Source organism: Xenorhabdus sp. NBAII XenSa04 (assembly GCF_963866145.1).
GTDB lineage: Bacteria > Pseudomonadota > Gammaproteobacteria > Enterobacterales > Enterobacteriaceae > Xenorhabdus > Xenorhabdus indica.
Genome location: NZ_CAWMEB010000135.1, coordinates 77034 through 94971, shown reverse-complemented (window position 1 = coordinate 94971; position 17938 = coordinate 77034). Strand labels below are relative to the sequence as shown.

The following is a 17938-nucleotide window of genomic DNA, read 5'->3' as shown; positions in this document are numbered from 1 at the left end:
AGTTATGGGAGGTTTCGCTCATGTCGCATAATACTACAGCCACTCTCGGTACTGTTCAGGCAAGTGCCAGCAATCGTGTTCAACTGAAAAGAACACTGACTTTATTTCAAGTGGTCATGATGGGGCTTGCCTATATACAGCCAATGACTATCTTTGATACCTTTGGTATCGTTTCCAAATTGACGGATGGGCATGTTGCGACATCTTATGCTATCGCGCTGATTGCAATTTTATTTACAGCTTTGAGTTACGGGAAACTGGTAAAAAGATTCCCGTCAGCAGGTTCTGCCTACACTTACGTACAAAAATCAATGAATCCCCATCTTGGGTTTATGGTAGGTTGGTCATCTTTGCTGGATTATCTGCTGATGCCGATGATCAATATCTTGCTGGCAAAAATTTATCTTCAGGCCATTTTCCCTGGTATTGATCCGTGGGTCTTCGTAGTTAGTCTGGCGGTGTTAATGACCGTTTTCAACCTGAGTGGTATTAATGTTGTTGCTAATCTCAACGGTCTGATTGTCGTTGTTCAGATTGCCGTTATAGTTGCGTTTGTCGGTTTATTAATACACGGCATACATAGCGGTGAAGGTGCAGGAACACTATTTAGTGCCCGGCCATTTACATCAGAAGAGGCGAAATTAATTCCAATGATTACCGGGGCAACGATACTTTGTTTCTCATTTCTTGGTTTTGATGGCATCACTTCTCTGTCTGAAGAAACACCTAATGCAGGTAAAGTGATCCCGAAAGCGATCTTCCTCACTGCATTGATCGGTGGTGTTATCTTTATTGCTGTCTCTTATTTCTTACAGCTCTATTTCCCAGATGTTTCTCGGTTTAAAAACCCGAATGAATCTCAGCCAGAAATTATGCTGTATGTTGCTGGTGCACTGTTCCAGGCCATTATCCTGGTGTTTTCTTGTGTCACTGTAATGGCTTCTGGTATGGCGGCACATGCGGGTGTGGCTCGTTTGCTTTATGTTATGGGGCGCGATGGTGTATTGCCAGAGAAAATATTTGCCTATATTCATCCGAAATGGCGCACGCCTTCAATCAACGTTATCTTGGTTGGGGTAGTTGCCTTATCAAGTGGATTTTTAAATCTGGTGACGGCGACGGCATTGATCAACTTCGGGGCGTTGGTTGCATTTACTTTCGTAAACTTAGCCGTAATTTCGCAATATTACGTTCGTGAACGCCGTAATAATACTCTGAAAGACACTATCAATTTCCTTTTGTTGCCATTATTTGGTGCAGCAACAGTAGGGGTATTGTGGACAAATCTGGAAGCAAGCTCTATGGAGTTGGGTCTAATTTGGGCAGGTATCGGTCTGCTTTATATGTTCTTCCTGACTCGCAGCTTCCGGCAGCCCATGCCACAATTCAGTGAATCTGTATAAAATTCATTGCCATATTGTTTTTTAAGAAACAGCACCTTTGAGTGCTGTTTTTTTTGTCAATAACAAATTAATTTTAATTAAAAAATAACCAATATACGTCATATAATATGATTAAACTTTGTCCTTAATAATGTCATTAAAAGTATTTCCGTTTGATTCTACATTAAGGTAAGAAAATCATTATGAATGATGTTAAGACTCTTCAAAATCAGCAACTCATTGCAATTCTTACTCATATTGTGGGTTCTTCTCATATTCTTACTGAACCTCAAAAAACAGAACGCTATCGCAAAGGCTTTCGTTCCGGGCAAGGAAATGCCCTTGCTGTTGTTTTTCCCGGCTCATTACTGGAGCAGTGGAAAGTTTTCAAGGCATGTGTAGAAGCAGACAAGATTATTTTAATGCAGGCTGCTAATACGGGGTTAACGGAAGGCTCTACGCCCAATGGTAATGATTATGATCGCGATATTATCATTATCAGTACATTGAGAATGGATAAAATACAGGTTCTCAAATCTGTCAATCAGATCATTGCATTCCCTGGTAGCACATTGTGGAATCTGGAAAAAGTATTAAAACCGCTTGGCCGTGAACCGCATTCGGTCATTGGTTCTTCCTGTATTGGTGCATCGGTTATTGGCGGAGTTTGTAACAATTCTGGTGGTTCCTTAGTTCAGCGTGGGCCTGCTTATACCGAAATGGCTTTATATGGACGTGTGAATGAAAAAGGTGAAGCCGAGCTTATCAATCATTTAGGTATAGAATTGGGGAACTCGCCAGAAGAAATCCTGACTTGTTTAGAAGAACAACGTTACCGTATTGAAGATATTCAGCAAAATAAAAGAGTCGCTTCTGATCATGAATATACCCAGCGGGTTCGTGATATTGATGCGGATACCCCATCACGTTTTAATGCTGATGAACGCAGGTTGTTTGAAGCCTCAGGTTGCGCAGGTAAATTGATTGTTTTCGCCGTTCGTTTAGATACCTTCGCGGCAGAACCTTCTACACAAGTATTCTATATCGGTACGAATCAACCGGAAGTTTTGACAGAATTACGCCGACATATCTTATCGAGTTTTCAGCACTTGCCGATTGCTGGTGAGTATATGCATCGGGATATTTTTGATGTCGCTGAAGTTTATGGCAAAGATATCTTCGTTATGATTGATAAACTTGGCACTGATAAAATGCCAAAGTTCTTCAGCTTAAAAGGGCGGATGGATACCATTTTCGGCAAAATTCCTTTTTTGCCAGCACATTTAATAGATCGGGTAATGCAGGGACTAAGCCGTTTGTTACCTTCACATTTACCCGCGCGTCTGAAAGCATATCGGGATCGTTTTGAACATCATTTGTTATTAAAAATGTCTGGTGAAGGTATAAAAGAAGCGAATGAATGGTTAGAGAGTTATTTCAAACAGGCAGAGGGGGAATATTTCGTCTGTACCCCAGAAGAAGGTGCCAAGGCTTTTTTACATCGCTTTGTAGCAGCAGGAGCCGCTATTCGGTATCAGGCAGTGCACAGCAATGAAGTAGAAGATATTTTGCCATTGGATATTGCTCTCAGACGTAATGATCGTGAGTGGTTTGAACATCTGCCGCCAGAAATCAATGATGCACTGGTACATCGTTTATATTATGGTCACTTTATGTGTCATGTATTTCATCAGGATTACATTGTCAAAAAAGGTAAAAATATTAAAGCATTGAAAGAGAAGATGCTGGAAATTTTAGACCGGAGAGGAGCAGAATATCCTGCTGAGCACAATGTAGGTCATTTGTATAAGGCTAAGCCCCCGCTTAAACAGTTTTATCAAAAGAATGATCCGACTAATAGTTTGAATCCAGGGATTGGTAAAACATCTAAGCTGAAAAATTGGGGTAAATTGGGGTAAAAAGTGTGCAGGTCAATGTTTTGATAAATGCTCTGATCATCAGCATAACTAGAGTCATTGTACAAGGATTGAAAAAGACAAAACCTGGGTTCTGTCTTTTTCTGTTTTGACTGAAATTCATTCAGCCAGTTGAACTGCATAGTCGATCAACGCCTTTAATTGACGGCATTTCTCTTCATCAGATTGGTGTTCAATAAAAAGTTGTTCAATAGTTGCAAAATATTGGGTGATATTTTCTTGTGTCAGTATCTCCCGACGATGCTGCAACCAACGCTGTTGTTCATCATAATCCAAAGTTGCCGGATAGTTTCTGGCGCGATAACGGAACAGAAGTGCTTTAATGCGTGTATCTTGAAATGTTAAATCCAACGCAGGCAGATTTTGAGGAGTGGTTTCACGAATAATTTCCATTGCAGTTTTATCAGCGTCACTGAAAAAGCCACTATATAGCTTAGCATCAACATTATCGGATTCTGGAAATTCTTCTGGATGAGAAAACAATTCGACCACTTTTTCCCTGATTTGTGGATTGCTACGTAAGATAGCCAGATTTTGTGCACATTGGTTGCGATCTAATCCAACCCGCTCTGCATCTTGGTGGCGCAAAGTATTTTCAGGCGCAATAATCGGGCATTTATTGATATGCACTAGTTTGATGGGAACAGGTGCTTGATCTGACTGTAATTCATTTCGTCGGGTATACAAGCGTTCACGTAATTCATCTGCACTAAGTTCCAGCAGAGGTGTGATATCACCCGCTAAATCACACATGATAACGGCATTACGGTTTGTTGGATGCCAGGCCAAAGGTGCAATCAGGCTAATATTACTACGTAAAGTGCCAAACATACCTGATACATGTACCAGCGGTTTCATTTGTGGAATATCAATCTGATTGCTGATTTTCTGTTTATTTCTTAACTGGAAAAAATAATCGAACAGCTTAGGTTGTGCCTGTTTAATCAGTTTCGCCATAGCAATAGTGGCGTAAACATCTGACATCGCGTCATGGGCCTGAGTATGTTCTATGCCATTGGCTTTTGTCAGATGTTCCAGTTTAAAGCTAGGTAGACCATCATCATTTTCTGGCCAGATGATCCCTTCTGGGCGCAGGGCATAGCAGGCACGTAACACATCAAGCAAGTCCCAACGAGAATTACCTTTTTGCCAACTATAAGCATAAGGATCGTAGAAATTGCGATAAAAGATATTACGGCTGACTTCATCATCAAAACGGATATTGTTATATCCGAGAATACAGGTATTGGGTTTACTGAATGCAGCATGGATCAAGCGTGCAAACTCCGCTTCATTAACCCCTTTATTCAGCGCTAATTGGGGAGTAATTCCCGTAATCATGATAGCTTCAGGATCAGGGAGATAATCATCAGCAGGGGCACAGTACACCACTAAAGGCTCTTCAATGATATTAAAATCACTGTCAGTACGAACTCCTGCAAACTGCGCAGGACGATCTAAGGCAGGATGTTTACCGAAGGTCTCATAATCATGAACGTAGAAAGTGGGGGTTTTATCGTTACTCAAGGCAATTCTGTATCCATTGGTTGTTGGTTTAACTAATTAGATTTCAATGTATTATTCTTGTCTATCAGTCATGCTCATATAATTTGAGTTGTCTTATCCGCGGTAAGTTAGTTTGTTGTGTGGCTAGATTAAAGATATGGTAACCCATAGGCTCATTACGTCAATAAATTATCGAAACTGGCTTGTCTATGTGTTGCCTGAAATTGTATTGTGTAGTCAGCATAAAAAATTATCGTTCTAATTAAAGAAAGGTGTAAAAAATGGACAACGCGAATAAGCCGACATTCCATAATGTATTAGAGTTTGTGCGTATTTTTCGTCGCAAAAATAAATTACAACGAGAAATCGTAGATAATGAGAAAAAGATCCGCGACAACCAAAAACGTGTACTGTTACTGGATAATCTGAGTGATTACATTAAACCGGGAATGTCAGTTGAAGATATTCAAGGAATTATCGTCCATATGCGTAGCGATTATGAAGAGCGAGTAGACGAATACATTATCAAAAATGCTGAGTTGTCTAAAGAACGCCGCGAATTATCCAAAAAGCTTAAGGCAATGGATGGTGGAGTAAAATAAGCGATTGACCACGCCGAAAGGCGTGGTTACTTTATCAACCCCAGTGAGGTTTTAGTTCAGGATCGACCAAAGCGTAAATCTGGTAATAAGTCTCTTTATCCTCAGCCATATGTGCCAATTGCAAAGCGACATCCTCACGACTCACCATACCGTGAATTTCCCCCTGATAACGTTGGCAATGCCCTGTACCTGCTTGATTAGTCAGACCACCGGGACGAATAATTGTAAAGTCTAATGTACTGGTTTGCAGATAACTTTCTGCCAGTGATTTGAGCCTGACTGATTGACCGAATAATGATTTGGCACGTGGTGATAAGGTGTGCCAACTATCACCACATCCTATGGATGTCACCAAGAGCATGCGAGAAATTTGCGCGTTTTCCAACGCATCTATGATGGAAATATTGCCGTAGTGATCTGAATTACCTCCTCCGATGGTTGAAAAAACAATGGGATTTTCTCCGGCATGTTCAATAGCTTTTTCTATACTTCGGCTGTCACAGGCATCACCTTGTATCACATTCACACCTATTGAACTTAGTTCAATAGCCTGTTGTTCATTACGAATTAATGCCGTAATCGGACGTTTTTGTTTTAGTGCGATATCGGTTAGATAGCGCCCGATACCTTTGCCCGCACCAAAAATCAACCAAGGTTTCGTAGACGAAATTTTATCCATAATAATTCACCATTTTAAATGATAACTATCTGAGTTTATTGGAATCAGAGCTCAAAGGAAATGAAACAGACGGTTTTTCTAGCGCGAATGATAAGAAATGGCTCCTTTTCTGGGAGCCATTTGATTTATAGGCGATTACATTATTCGATTATTCGAATGACTGTGGCTTTGACATTGCTGATGTTGCGACGTTGGTTGCAGAATGCCCACCTGCACCTCCTTTTCCTTTAAATGGATAAGCAGGGCGTTGCCATTCAGTAATAATGACAGGTTGTCCCGCCATATCCGGTGCCGGAGCTTTAGTCATTGGGGAATAAGCGTGATGATTTTTTGCCATGATGATCTGTGGTTCAGCAGCTTTTGTCTCTTTCGCTTTAATTTCCGTTGCCTGAGAGCATATTTCCGTTGCGACAGTTGGCTGTTCTTCATTGTGTTCCTGTTCAGCGATAGAGGTCACGATGATCGGTTCTGCTGCATGATGTGTTTTTTCCTCAGGTTCATGTAATACCGCATTATGTACAGTTTCAACCTGATATACGCTATTAATGCTGATAGTTGCTCCTACAGTTTCCTGTGTTAGAGCTTCAGTGAGTTCAGAGGCAGGCTCTATAGCTGATGCCACAGAATAGATCACTGATTCAGCTTTAACATCTTTGTGATTGCTTGTGGTTTTCTCTGTCTCTGTTGCTTCAGTAACAGAAAATATTGAGACTGGTTCAGCCATTTTTGCAACCGCAGGAATTTGCATGACATCAACGGATTGTTCTGATGCTATTCCTTCAACAGCAGAAATTTCAGTTGAAATCTCTGTTTCAGATATTGTTATTACAGGTGTGACAGGGTAACTAACCCAAACTTTACCTGATGCTAATTCAGGTGAAACTACTGCCATTGCAAGAGGGACAGGTGATTGGGTCAGATTACGTTCATCGCGATAACGACGACGACGTTGCCCGCTGACACGCAAATGGCGTGGTGAACGGCGAGAACGACGTGGCATGATGTTATCTTGCTGCTCATTACCTTGCAGAGAACTTTGTGCAGATGGGGCTTGCACACTTGCATTTTGCGCGATGGATTCGTCTGAGGTAGAAAGCTGAGCCGTTACTTCCATTTCTGTATTGATAACAGTCGGTACAGAAACTTTTTTCTCTTCTTCTACAATTACTGAGGCAGATCCAGACGTGGCTGCTGACAAGGCAGCAATAACAGCTTCTTCTTTCACGCTATCTGTAATACGGATTTTCTGCTCAAGCTGACGACGTTGGCGCCTCGGCATAACAGGTTGACGTTCCTCTATTTCTTCCTCTGGAACTTCAGTTTTGCTTACTTGTTGTGCTTTGATTTCTAACTGCTGTTGGCGTTTTTCTTCCTGACGGCGGCGTTGACGTTCTGCACGCTGTTCACGGCGCTGTTGCTGCTGAGTTTCACGAGCCTCGTTATCTATTACGGTATCATCCTGCACATTATTTTTAGGCTGAGCATTACGTCCTTTACGTTGTTCATCACGCTCACGATTATTACGAGTTTCATTTTCATTGCGCTCTCGACGTTGGTTTTGACGGCGTGAATTACGGCGGTCTGATGAACGGCGATTATCGTTACCGGAAGATTTTTTGCTCTTTTCCCGTGGTTGTTTTTCTTCCTCACCACTGAATGCTTTTTTCAGGGCTTTTAAAAGACGGCTGAACAAACCCGGTTTGTCTGCTTTTTGCTGATTATTTGCTGGTGTTTTTTTCTCTTTTGTTTTTGCCGTTACAGGTGCAGGAGTTTCTGTAGGCAGATCGAAAGTCGAAATAGCAGGTTGTTCAGGACGCTTACGTTCATGCTGTGTATCTTCCTGAACATTTGCCATTTCCGTTTCATGAACCTGTAAAAGCTGATAACTCAGGGCAGAAATTTCTTCACCTTTACGGACACGTAAAACAGAGAAGTGCGGGGTCTGCATTTGATCATTTGGAACGATAACCACGCCGACACCACCCTGACGATGTTCAATCGCACTGACAGCTTTACGTTTCTCATTCAATAAGTAGGAAGCGATTTGAACAGGAACAATGGCATGCACCTGATGAGTATTTTCTTTCAATGCTTCTTCTTCTATTAGACGAAGAATAGACAGGGAAAGTGATTCATTATCGCGAATGGTTCCCGTACCGCTACAGCGTGGACAGACATGATGACTGGACTCACCCAGTGACGGGCTTAAGCGCTGACGTGACATTTCCAGCAGACCAAAACGGGAGATTCGGCCGATCTGAATACGGGCACGATCTTGGCGAACTGCATCACGCAAGCGATTTTCAACCTCGCGCTGATGACGAACGGGTGTCATATCAATAAAATCGATAACGATAAGACCACCGAGGTCTCGTAGGCGTAATTGACGGGCAATCTCATCTGCGGCTTCCAGATTCGTATTAAAAGCGGTTTCTTCAATATCTCCCCCACGGGTTGCACGGGATGAGTTGATATCGATTGCAGTCAACGCTTCAGTGGTATCAATGACGACTGAACCTCCAGAAGGCAGTCTCACTTCACGTTGGAAAGCGGATTCGATCTGAGACTCTATTTGGTAATGGCTGAACAGGGGGACTTCACCACTATACAGTTTGATTTTGCTGGCAAAATCAGGGCGGCCAAGAGCTGTGATATGTTGGCGTGCCAAATCGAGGATTTTAGGGTTATCGATCAGGATTTCCCCAATATCTGGACGCAGATAATCACGAAAAGCTCGTACGATAACGTTACTTTCCTGATGAATCAAAAAGGGTGCTGGATGGTTGTTTGCAGCTTTCTTAATCGCTTCCCAGTGTTTCAGGCGGAAGTTCAGATCTCCTTGTAAGGATTCTGCGGATTTGCCGACACCGGCAGTACGGACGATAAGCCCCATACCTTCAGGTACTTCAAGAGAAGAGAGTGCTTCTTTTAGTTCGATGCGATCATCACCTTCAATACGACGGGAAATACCACCTGCTCTTGGATTATTTGGCATCAGAACCAGATAGCTGCCAGCCAGACTGATAAAGGTTGTTAAGGCTGCACCTTTATTGCCTCGCTCTTCTTTATCGACCTGAACGATAACTTCCTGGCCTTCTTTCAGTATATCCTTAATGTTGGGGCGACCGTGGGCATGGTAATTACTTGGAAAATATTCACGAGCAATTTCTTTTATAGGAAGGAAGCCGTGTCGCTCTGCACCATAATCAACAAAAGCGGCCTCAAGGCTAGGTTCAATCCGTGTAATTTTACCTTTGTAGATATTTGCCTTTTTTTGCTCGTGTCCAGGACTTTCAATATCCAGATCATAAAGACGTTGCCCATCAACAAGGGCGACACGCAACTCTTCCTGTTGGGTTGCGTTGATTAACATTCTTTTCATTCTAACTTACTCATTATTTTTTACATTAGTATAGAGCTGCGAGTAAAAAGAGAAGCACTACTGGTAACCGATGACCTCGTGTCTTTTACAAAACCGCCAGCCTCACGGCTATCGTTTGTATAGAGGTGCCTGATTGTCGGCGAGCCTGAATTTCATTTCTTTCATTGGAAGAAACGCAGCGCTCTTTATTGGGGGGGATACTGTAATAAATTAGTACAGGTTCTACCCAGTCCAGTAAGTTGCAACCCACAGCCCATAAATTGTTTGATTAAACATTACGTCTTACGCCATTGCTGCGTTTTTGTTCAAACAAACAGATAACAAACAATTTCAATCTGCCATTCATAGTTTAGTAAACTGTGGCCGGAAAGCATTATTCCATTGCTGTTGGGGTGATAGCAAGGTGACTTTATCGCTTTAAGAGTTTTTTATCATGAAATGGTGATAAGTTGTTAATCTTTAGTCTTTATTCTAAGACAATTTAATAATAAAGAATAAAAATATGGATGTTATTTATACATAATTTAAAAATGATTGGCACTCTGTTTACTGGATAATTAAAATTGCGTCTATGAAAACAAATAATCAAATTGTACAGTTTGTCACTATTGATGACGATGAAGCAGGCCAGAGAATTGATAATTTTTTGCTGGCTCGCTTAAAAGGTGTACCTAAGAGTATGGTCTATCGGATCTTGCGCAAAGGTGAAGTTAGAGTCAACAAAGGAAGAGTTAAGCCTGAATATAAATTGACAGCCAATGATATTGTCAGAATTCCGCCTGTCAGAGTAGCAGAAAAACAGGATGTTCCTGTTTCTGCAAAGCTGGATAAAGTAGCTGCTTTGGCAGAATGTATTCTTTATGAAGATGATTATATTTTAGTTATCAATAAACCATCAGGAACAGCCGTACATGGTGGGAGCGGGCTGAGCTTTGGTGTGATTGAAGGATTGCGTGCATTACGGCCTGAAGCGCGTTTTCTTGAACTGGTACATCGCCTAGATCGTGATACATCCGGGGTTTTACTGATCGCAAAAAAACGTTCAGCTTTACGTTCATTACATGAACAATTACGTTTAAAACAAATGCAGAAAGATTATTTGGCATTGGTGCGTGGCCAATGGCAATCCCATTGTAAAGTAGTGCAGGCACCTTTATTAAAAAATATTCTGCAAAGCGGTGAGAGGGTCGTTAAGGTTAGCAGTGAAGGTAAACCATCGGAGACGCGTTTCAAGGTTGAAGAGCGGTATGCATTTACCACACTGGTACGAGCCAGCCCTGTAACAGGACGTACTCACCAGATCCGTGTGCACACCTTATATGCGGGGCATCCAATTGCATTTGATGATCGCTACGGTGACAAAACATTTGATGAACAGCTTGCAGAAACAGGAATTAAACGACTATTTCTGCATGCCAGTTCATTAAAATTTACCCATCCATCAACAGGAGAAACTTTGTGCTTTGAAGCGCCAATGGATACTGGGTTACGCCAATGTTTAAAAAAATTGCGTCAAATGTAATTAAATGGTTGTAAGTTGGTTATGAATGTTGTGCCGTCAGAGGGTTTACCCCCTGACGGATAAGCATGTCTGTCAGGGTAATTAATGGCAGGCCAATTAATGTATTGGGATCTTTACCGTCAAGTTTTTCAAATAATGTAATTCCCAAACCTTCACTTTTAAAACTACCTGCACAATTGAAAGGTTGTTCTTTTTTTAGATAGTTGATGATTTCGGCTTCATTCAGTGTTCTGAAGTGGACATGAAATAGTTCACAGCGCGTATCGGTATTTCCTGTTTTGCTATTGAATAATGTAATGCCAGTATAAAAAGTAACGCGTTGCCCACTGGCTTTTTTTAGTTGTGAGAGAGCATTCTCAAAATTATGGGGTTTTCCTGTAATGTTACCGTTTAAAACACATACCTGATCGGAACCTATAATAAGGTGACTGGAATAATGTTTTTGTAATGCGATAGCCTTTGCTCGTGAAAGGCGCATGACTAATTGCTCTGGCGTTTCATTCTCCTGCAAATTTTCATTAACATGTGGTGCTGCACAGGTAAAAGGTAAACCTATTTTTTCTAACAATAAGCGGCGATATATCGAAGTTGACGATAAAACAATCGGAAGCATCATTTTTCCATAAAATACGTAGAGAAATATTTGCAGGCATTTTAAACTATACGCCGCTTATTAAGCGAATATTTGGCGGAAAGGTGCAGATGTGTGGCCTTTTTCTTTGACTATGTCCCATTACAAAGATAATATGCGCGCCTTATGCAGAAGGTAAAATTACCCCTGACCATTGACGTACTTCGTGCAGCCCAGAAAAGATTAGACTACACAGGTAGTTATTCTGCTGAACAAGTGTCTCGTCTCGTAGAGTCTGTGGTCAGTGTGGATAGTGATGTAGATAGCTCATTATCATTTCAGATTGATAATCAGCGTCTGGCGGTTGTAAAAGGGCATTCAGATGTGGATGTTACGCTTGCCTGTCAGCGCTGTGGCAGTAATTTCAGTCATCATGTTCACACAACGTATTGTTTTAGCCCGGTCGTCAATGATGAGCAGGCTGAGGCATTACCGGAAGAGTATGAGCCAATTGACATTAATGAATTTGGTGAAATAGATTTACTGGCTATGATTGAAGATGAAATAATTCTCTCTCTACCAGTAGTTCCGGTACATGATTCTGAACACTGTGAAGTGTCCGACGCGGACATGGTGTTTGGTGTTCTGCCTCCTGAAGTAGAAAAACCAAACCCATTTGCCGTATTAGCCAGTTTAAAGAAAAGTACTTAAGGAGTAAGGTCAATGGCCGTACAACAGAATAAACCAACTCGTTCTAAACGTGGTATGCGTCGTTCTCATGACGCACTGACTACAGCACAAGTTTCTGTAGACAAAACTTCTGGTGAAACTCACCTGCGTCACCATGTGACTGCTGATGGTTACTACCGTGGCCGCAAGGTAATCAACAAGTAATTTCAGCTAATTATTAGCAAGTTGATATCTTGGCTAATCTAACCCTAGCGTTAGATGCTATGGGCGGGGACTTTGGTCCTCGCATCATAGTGCCTGCTGCATTGCAGGCACTGGCATCTAATCCGCGATTAAAACTACTGTTGGTCGGTGATCCCGAAACCATTTCTCCTTTGCTTGCAAATAAAAATGCTGAGCTGCTCGGCCGTTTGCAAATTATTCCTGCGGAACATGTAGTTGCCAACGATGTAAAGCCTTCTCAGGCAATTCGTTCCAGTCACGGTACTTCAATGCGTATTGCACTAAATTTAGTGAAATCAGGTGAAGCGCAAGCATGTGTCAGTGCGGGGAATACCGGAGTATTAATGGGGCTGGCTAAATTGATGTTGAAGTCGATCGAGGGGATTGAACGGCCTGCCTTAGTGACAGTTATACCTAATCTGAAACAGCAAAAAACAGTTGTATTAGATTTGGGCGCTAATATTAATTGTAATAGTCGTATGTTAGTGCAATTTGCCATTATGGGCGCTGTGATGGCAGAAGATGTTGCAGGTGCAAATAATCCACGTGTGGCATTGCTGAATATCGGGGAAGAGGAATCCAAAGGGCTAGATAATATCCGCGAAGCCGCCATGATATTACGGAATAGTAATTTAATTAATTACATAGGTTATGTGGAAGGTAATGAGTTATTAACGGGGAAAACAGATGTCCTCGTGTGTGACGGCTTCGCAGGTAATGTTACGCTGAAGACAATGGAAGGCGCAATCAGAGTGGTTCTGTCTCTGGTTAAATCACCAGATGGGCAGAAGAAAAAATCGTCATGGTTGGTGAAAATATTCAGGAAGTTTTTGCTCAAGCAAATAGCAAAACGCTTTGGTCATCTAAACCCTGATCAGTATAACGGCGCAACACTATTAGGATTGCGTGGTATTGTCATAAAAAGTCATGGTGCCGCGAATGAATACGCATTCAAAGCTGCTATCGAGCAAGCCGTTAAGGCTGTAGAGAAGCGGGTTCCGGAAAGGATCGCAGCCCGGCTAGATGCAGTATTACCCAAGAGTGAATAAGCATAAATGTATACAAAGATCTTAGGCACGGGCAGTTATTTGCCTTCTCAGGTGCGTACTAACGCAGATTTAGAAAAAATGGTGGATACAACTGATGAGTGGATCGTGACTCGTACAGGTATCCGTGAACGCCGTATAGCTGCTGAAGGTGAAACAGTTGCTACTATGGGATTCAGAGCGGCTGAAAAAGCCATTGAAATGGCGGGTATCGATAAAACGCAAATCGATTTGATTGTTGTTGCAACAACAACGGGAAGCCATGCTTTTCCTAGTAGTGCTTGTCAGATCCAGAAGTTGTTAGGTATTAATAATATTCCGGCTTTTGATGTTGCGGCTGCTTGTGCCGGGTTTGCATATGCATTAAGTGTTGTTGATCAATTTATTAAAACTGGTGCCGCTAAATGTGCACTGGTTATTGGATCTGATATTGTCTCCAAAATTGTGGATCCTAAAGATCGCAGTACAGTTATCCTCTTCGGTGACGCGGCAGGTGCGATGGTTGTCGGTGCTTCGGAAGAGCCGGGTGTTCTGTCAACTCACCTGCATGCAGATGGTCATTATGGCGAATTACTCTCAGTCCCTCATCAAGATCGCCAAAAATTGAGTTCACCCGCATACGTCACAATGGTTGGCAATGAAGTATTTAAGGTTGCCGTGCGAGAATTAGCGAATATCGTTGATGAGACTTTGAAAGCTAACGATTTAGCTCATTCGCAGCTTGACTGGCTGGTTCCTCATCAGGCGAATTTACGTATTATTTCTGCAACAGCTAAAAAATTGAATATGGCTATGGATAAAGTTGTTGTGACACTCGATCGTCATGGCAATACCTCTGCGGCATCTGTTCCGACTGCGTTTGATGAAGCGGTACGTGATGGAAGAATTCAACGTGGCCAACTTGTTTTACTTGAAGCATTTGGCGGTGGCTTTACCTGGGGCTCAGCGCTAGTACGTTTTTAACTTAACAGGAAGATAAACATGTCTGATTTTGCAATGGTATTCCCTGGCCAGGGTTCTCAATCCCTTGGCATGTTAGCTGATTTAGCGACAGAATTTCCGCTTGTCGAACAAACTTTCGCAGAGGCTTCTGAGGTTCTCGGATACGATTTATGGGAATTAGTTCAGCAGGGGCCAGCAGAAGAACTGAATAAAACGTGGAAAACACAGCCTGCGTTGCTGGCGGCTTCCGTTGCCATTTGGCGGATATGGCAGGAGCAGAGTGGTCAAGCTCCTTCCATGCTGGCTGGTCATAGCCTTGGTGAATATTCTGCGCTGGTTTGTGCTGGTGTAATCGAATTCCAACAAGCTATCAAGTTGGTCGAATTCCGCGGGAAACTGATGCAGGAGGCAGTACCTGAAGGGCAAGGTGCTATGTATGCCATTATTGGCCTGGATAATGAATCCATTGCAAAAGCGTGCGAAGAATCAGCACAGGGACAAATTGTTTCACCTGTTAACTTTAACTCACCTGGACAAGTTGTCATTGCTGGCGAAAAAGAAGCAGTAGAGCGTGCAGGGGCTGCATGTAAAGCTGCCGGGGCTAAACGAGCTTTGCCTTTGGCCGTCAGTGTTCCTTCCCATTGTGCGCTGATGAAATCTGCGGCAGACCAGTTAGCAACTGCATTGCAATCTGTTGTGTTTAACCAACCGCAGTTCCCTGTTGTCAATAATGTGGATGTGAGGGTAGAAGAATCTGCTGATGCGATTCAGGATGCGCTGGTTCGTCAGTTGTATAATCCTGTACGCTGGACAGAATCTGTTGAATACTTTGCAACGCAAGGTATTGATAAAATTTTAGAAATAGGGCCAGGTAAGGTATTAACTGGTTTAACAAAACGAATTGTTGATACTTTAAGTGCTGTAGCAGTAAATGATGTATCATCACTTACAATTGCTCTGAATAAATGACTGAGGAAAACATGGGCTTTGATGGAAAAATTGCACTAGTTACTGGTGCCAGCCGTGGCATAGGTCGAGCGATTGCAGAATTATTGGCAGAACGTGGCGCACGTGTGATTGGTACTGCGACCAGTGAAAAAGGCGCCGAGGCAATCAGTGCCTATCTTGGTGATAAAGGCAAAGGTTTTGTACTGAATGTCACAGATTCAACATCCATTGAACAAGCGCTATCGAATATTCGTGCTGAATTTGGTGAAATAGACATTCTAGTGAATAATGCGGGCATCACACGTGATAACTTGTTGATGCGTATGAAAGATGATGAGTGGCAAGATATTGTTAACACTAATCTTTCTTCGATTTTTCGTCTGTCAAAAGCAGTAATGCGTTCTATGATGAAAAAACGTTATGGGCGTATTATTTCCATTGGATCTGTTGTTGGAACAATGGGAAATGCAGGGCAGGCGAATTACGCGGCAGCGAAAGCAGGGGTCATTGGTTTTAGCAAATCACTAGCCCGTGAGGTCGCTTCTCGTGGCATTACCGTCAATGTTATTGCACCTGGTTTTATCGAAACGGATATGACCAGAGCGTTGACAGACGATCAACGAGCAGGCATTTTATCTCAAGTTCCTGCTAATCGTCTCGGTGATGCAAAGGAAATTGCCAGTGCTGTAGCGTTTCTTGCTTCTGATGAGGCCGCTTACATTACGGGTGAAACATTACATGTCAATGGTGGCATGTACATGATTTAAAAATGAGCGAACCTACTGTTTTTGATGTATTTTTTATACAAAAAAGACAGTTTGTGGTTCGACCAGCCGGGATTTGGTTGCATCTTTTCCTGTATTTTATAAACTACGAAAACCATCGCAAAAGCGAGTTTTGATAGGAAATTTAATAGTATGAGCACTATCGACGAACGCGTTAAGAAAATCATCGTTGAACAACTGGGTGTTAAAGAGGAAGAAGTTGTAAACACAGCTTCATTTGTTGATGACTTGGGCGCTGATTCTCTTGACACAGTTGAACTGGTAATGGCTCTGGAAGAAGAGTTCGATATTGAGATCCCAGACGAAGAAGCTGAAAAAATCACTACAGTTCAGGCTGCTATTGACTACGTTGAAAACGCAGGTAAATAAGCACATATACCTAGGCGGTCGTTCGACCGCCTATGTTTTTTGTCTTACATTTTTTCCCTCCCTGGAGGATAACCGTGTCTAAGCGTCGAGTAGTCGTGACCGGACTAGGCATGGTATCTCCTGTCGGCAATACAGTAGAGTCTTCTTGGAACGCTGTTTGTACCGGACAGAGTGGTATCGGCCTTATCGAACATTTTGACACCGCTAACCATGCAACTAAGTTTGCTGGTGTGGTGAAGAATTTTAATCATGAAGATTTCAATATTTCGCGCAAAGATGCACGAAAGATGGATTTGTTCATTCAGTATGGTATTGCTGCTGGCATTCAAGCCATGGAAGATGCAGGAATCGAAGTAACAGAAGCCAATGCTAGCCGCTTTGGTGCTGCTATTGGTTCTGGTATTGGTGGCTTGGGCCTGATTGAAGAGAACCACAGTACATTGCTTTCGGCCGGGCCTCGTAAGGTCAGCCCATTCTTTGTACCTTCAACCATTATTAATATGGTAGCAGGCCATTTGAGCATTTTATATGGTCTTCGTGGTCCTAGTATTTCTATTGCAACTGCCTGTACTTCTGGTGTGCACAACATTGGCCATGCGGCGCGTATTATTGCATATAATGACGCCGATATCATGTTGGCAGGTGGTGCTGAGAAAGCAAGTACAGAATTTGGTGTTGCAGGGTTTGGCGCTGCCCGTGCACTATCGACCCGTAATGACGATCCTCAAGGTGCGAGCCGCCCTTGGGATAAAGATCGTGATGGATTTGTTTTGGGTGATGGTGCTGGCGTTATTGTTCTTGAAGAATATGAACACGCTAAAAAACGAGGCGCGAAAATTTATGCTGAAGTCGTTGGCTTCGGTATGAGTAGTGATGCGTATCACATGACATCGCCACCGGAAGATGGAGCAGGTGCAGCACTTGCTATGGTAAATGCTTTGAGAGATGCAGGCATTTCTCCGGATCAGGTAGGCTATATTAATGCTCATGGTACTTCAACACCAGCAGGTGATCTTGCTGAAGCTCTGGCAGTGGAGTCTGTTTTTGGTAAAGGTACTAAAGTATTAGTGAGTTCAACTAAATCTATGACAGGCCACTTACTGGGAGCGGCTGGAGCGGTGGAATCTATTTTCACCATTCTTTCCCTGCGCGATCAGATTGTTCCTCCAACCATTAACCTGGTTAATCAGGATGAAAATTGCCGCTTGGATTTTGTTCCTGGTCAGGCACGCAACATTGAAGGAATGGAATATGCGTTGTGTAACTCTTTCGGCTTCGGTGGAACTAACGGTTCACTGATATTCCGTAAGATGTAACACAGTCAATTTCCGAGAAAAAGCCTCAACTCTTATGTT

The 17938-nt window shown here is 42.5% G+C and carries 16 protein-coding genes; 12 read left to right on the top strand and 4 right to left on the bottom strand.

Annotated features, from left to right (window positions below):
* Window positions 1-20: 20 nt before the first annotated feature.
* Window positions 21-1403 (top strand): APC family permease, encoded by a 1383-nt coding sequence (locus AAC147_RS06405; RefSeq protein ID WP_047679666.1) that lies wholly within the window; start codon window positions 21-23, stop codon window positions 1401-1403.
* Window positions 1404-1585: 182 nt separating this feature from the next.
* On the top strand, window positions 1586-3301 hold the full coding sequence (gene dld / locus AAC147_RS06400) for a D-lactate dehydrogenase (protein WP_047679664.1): 1716 nt from the start codon (window positions 1586-1588) through the stop codon (window positions 3299-3301).
* A 117-nt stretch (window positions 3302-3418) separates the two neighbouring features.
* Here the strand turns inward: dld and sbcB are convergent, their stop codons facing one another.
* Window positions 3419-4846, bottom strand: a complete 1428-nt coding sequence (gene sbcB / locus AAC147_RS06395; RefSeq protein WP_047679662.1) for an exodeoxyribonuclease I — start codon at window positions 4844-4846, stop codon at window positions 3419-3421.
* 260 nt (window positions 4847-5106) lie between these two features.
* Between sbcB and tmaR the strand changes: the two genes are divergently transcribed.
* Entirely contained in the window at window positions 5107-5427 is a 321-nt protein-coding gene (gene tmaR / locus AAC147_RS06390) for a PTS system regulator TmaR (protein WP_047679660.1), read from the top strand.
* Between the two features lie 34 nt (window positions 5428-5461).
* Here the strand turns inward: tmaR and AAC147_RS06385 are convergent, their stop codons facing one another.
* Both AAC147_RS06385 and rne read right to left on the bottom strand, forming a co-directional pair.
* A complete protein-coding gene (locus AAC147_RS06385; RefSeq protein ID WP_047679658.1) occupies window positions 5462-6106 on the bottom strand; it encodes an SDR family oxidoreductase in 645 nt (214 codons plus the stop codon).
* A 148-nt stretch (window positions 6107-6254) separates the two neighbouring features.
* A complete protein-coding gene (rne, locus tag AAC147_RS06380; RefSeq protein ID WP_047679656.1) occupies window positions 6255-9488 on the bottom strand; it encodes a ribonuclease E in 3234 nt (1077 codons plus the stop codon).
* A gap of 571 nt (window positions 9489-10059) precedes the next feature.
* Between rne and rluC the strand changes: the two genes are divergently transcribed.
* Entirely contained in the window at window positions 10060-11010 is a 951-nt protein-coding gene (gene rluC, locus AAC147_RS06375; RefSeq protein WP_047679654.1) for a 23S rRNA pseudouridine(955/2504/2580) synthase RluC, read from the top strand.
* 19 nt (window positions 11011-11029) lie between these two features.
* Here rluC and AAC147_RS06370 read toward each other — a convergent pair whose 3' ends face one another.
* Window positions 11030-11623, bottom strand: coding sequence for a Maf family protein (locus AAC147_RS06370; RefSeq protein WP_047679652.1), 594 nt, complete (start codon window positions 11621-11623; stop codon window positions 11030-11032).
* Window positions 11624-11767: 144 nt separating this feature from the next.
* Here AAC147_RS06370 and yceD point away from each other — a divergent pair, with 144 nt between their 5' ends.
* The 8 genes from yceD (at window position 11768) to fabF (ending at window position 17899) form a co-directional block, all read left to right on the top strand.
* The gene (gene yceD / locus AAC147_RS06365; protein WP_047679650.1) at window positions 11768-12292 is read left to right on the top strand and encodes a 23S rRNA accumulation protein YceD; all 525 of its coding nucleotides are present in this window, start codon (window positions 11768-11770) and stop codon (window positions 12290-12292) included.
* Window positions 12293-12304: 12 nt separating this feature from the next.
* Window positions 12305-12475: a 50S ribosomal protein L32 gene (gene rpmF, locus AAC147_RS06360; RefSeq protein WP_038260337.1), complete on the top strand. Its 171-nt coding sequence runs from the start codon at window positions 12305-12307 to the stop codon at window positions 12473-12475.
* 29 nt (window positions 12476-12504) lie between these two features.
* The gene (gene plsX / locus AAC147_RS06355; RefSeq protein WP_072032488.1) at window positions 12505-13542 is read left to right on the top strand and encodes a phosphate acyltransferase PlsX; all 1038 of its coding nucleotides are present in this window, start codon (window positions 12505-12507) and stop codon (window positions 13540-13542) included.
* Window positions 13543-13548: 6 nt separating this feature from the next.
* Complete coding sequence (locus tag AAC147_RS06350) at window positions 13549-14502, top strand: beta-ketoacyl-ACP synthase III (RefSeq protein ID WP_047679646.1); 954 nt, start codon at window positions 13549-13551, stop codon at window positions 14500-14502.
* Between the two features lie 18 nt (window positions 14503-14520).
* The gene (gene fabD, locus AAC147_RS06345) at window positions 14521-15450 is read left to right on the top strand and encodes an ACP S-malonyltransferase (protein ID WP_047679644.1); all 930 of its coding nucleotides are present in this window, start codon (window positions 14521-14523) and stop codon (window positions 15448-15450) included.
* 11 nt (window positions 15451-15461) lie between these two features.
* Window positions 15462-16196 (top strand): 3-oxoacyl-ACP reductase FabG, encoded by a 735-nt coding sequence (gene fabG, locus AAC147_RS06340; protein ID WP_047679642.1) that lies wholly within the window; start codon window positions 15462-15464, stop codon window positions 16194-16196.
* 150 nt (window positions 16197-16346) lie between these two features.
* Window positions 16347-16583 carry an acyl carrier protein gene (acpP, locus tag AAC147_RS06335; RefSeq protein WP_012989255.1) on the top strand — a complete coding sequence of 79 codons (237 nt, stop codon included), beginning with the start codon at window positions 16347-16349 and terminating at the stop codon, window positions 16581-16583.
* Between the two features lie 74 nt (window positions 16584-16657).
* Window positions 16658-17899 (top strand): beta-ketoacyl-ACP synthase II, encoded by a 1242-nt coding sequence (gene fabF / locus AAC147_RS06330; RefSeq protein WP_047679638.1) that lies wholly within the window; start codon window positions 16658-16660, stop codon window positions 17897-17899.
* Window positions 17900-17938 lie beyond the last annotated feature (39 nt).